Source organism: Deinococcus sp., from assembly GCF_018260405.1.
GTDB lineage: Bacteria > Deinococcota > Deinococci > Deinococcales > Deinococcaceae > Deinococcus.
Genome location: NZ_JAGLBG010000275.1, coordinates 1 through 517 on the forward strand (window position 1 = coordinate 1; position 517 = coordinate 517).

Annotated in this window: 1 protein-coding gene; it reads right to left on the reverse strand. The window is 50.5% G+C overall.

The annotated features are described in order from the left end of the window. Nucleotides 1-328: phosphoadenosine phosphosulfate reductase family protein (locus QZ269_RS13505; RefSeq protein WP_291427203.1), on the reverse strand; the 328-nt coding region annotated here is incomplete at its 3' end. Nucleotides 329-517 lie beyond the last annotated feature (189 nt).

Genomic DNA, 517 nt, shown 5'->3' on the forward strand with positions numbered 1-517 from the left:
CCTCTGCCTCGCCTACATATTTTTCAAACGGCTTGATCTTGAGCATGCGTGTACACCAGCGGGTGCGGCTGTCAGGCAGTACGCCTCTGTAAATATCCAAGTAATGCGAAAACGGACGATCAGGGTTCAACCGAACAACTGGCTTGCCCAAATACGCTTCAAGACGATCAAGGTAGTCGTAGGTTTCCGGCAATTCCTCTCCGGTGTCGCAAAAGACGTATTCCATGTCGGGGACTTTGTCGCGCATGTAGATGGCAAGCGCCGTGCTGTCCTTGCCGCCAGAAAGCGAAAGGATATGGCGAGGGGCACGGTTAGATCTGTTGGTCATGATGTACTCCAATTGTAACTTGTTTCGTCTTACAAAAATCGTAATTTTATTTGTCCAACCCAACATATCCTGTCGAATTAAACTCGGCGGGCCATCAGTTGTGCCTAATAGGCTACCCTGACGGCCCACTTGTGGCGTGTGCTTAGGCTTGATTTGTGTCGGGCGTGTCGTCGAGTTCCTGAAGCAGTT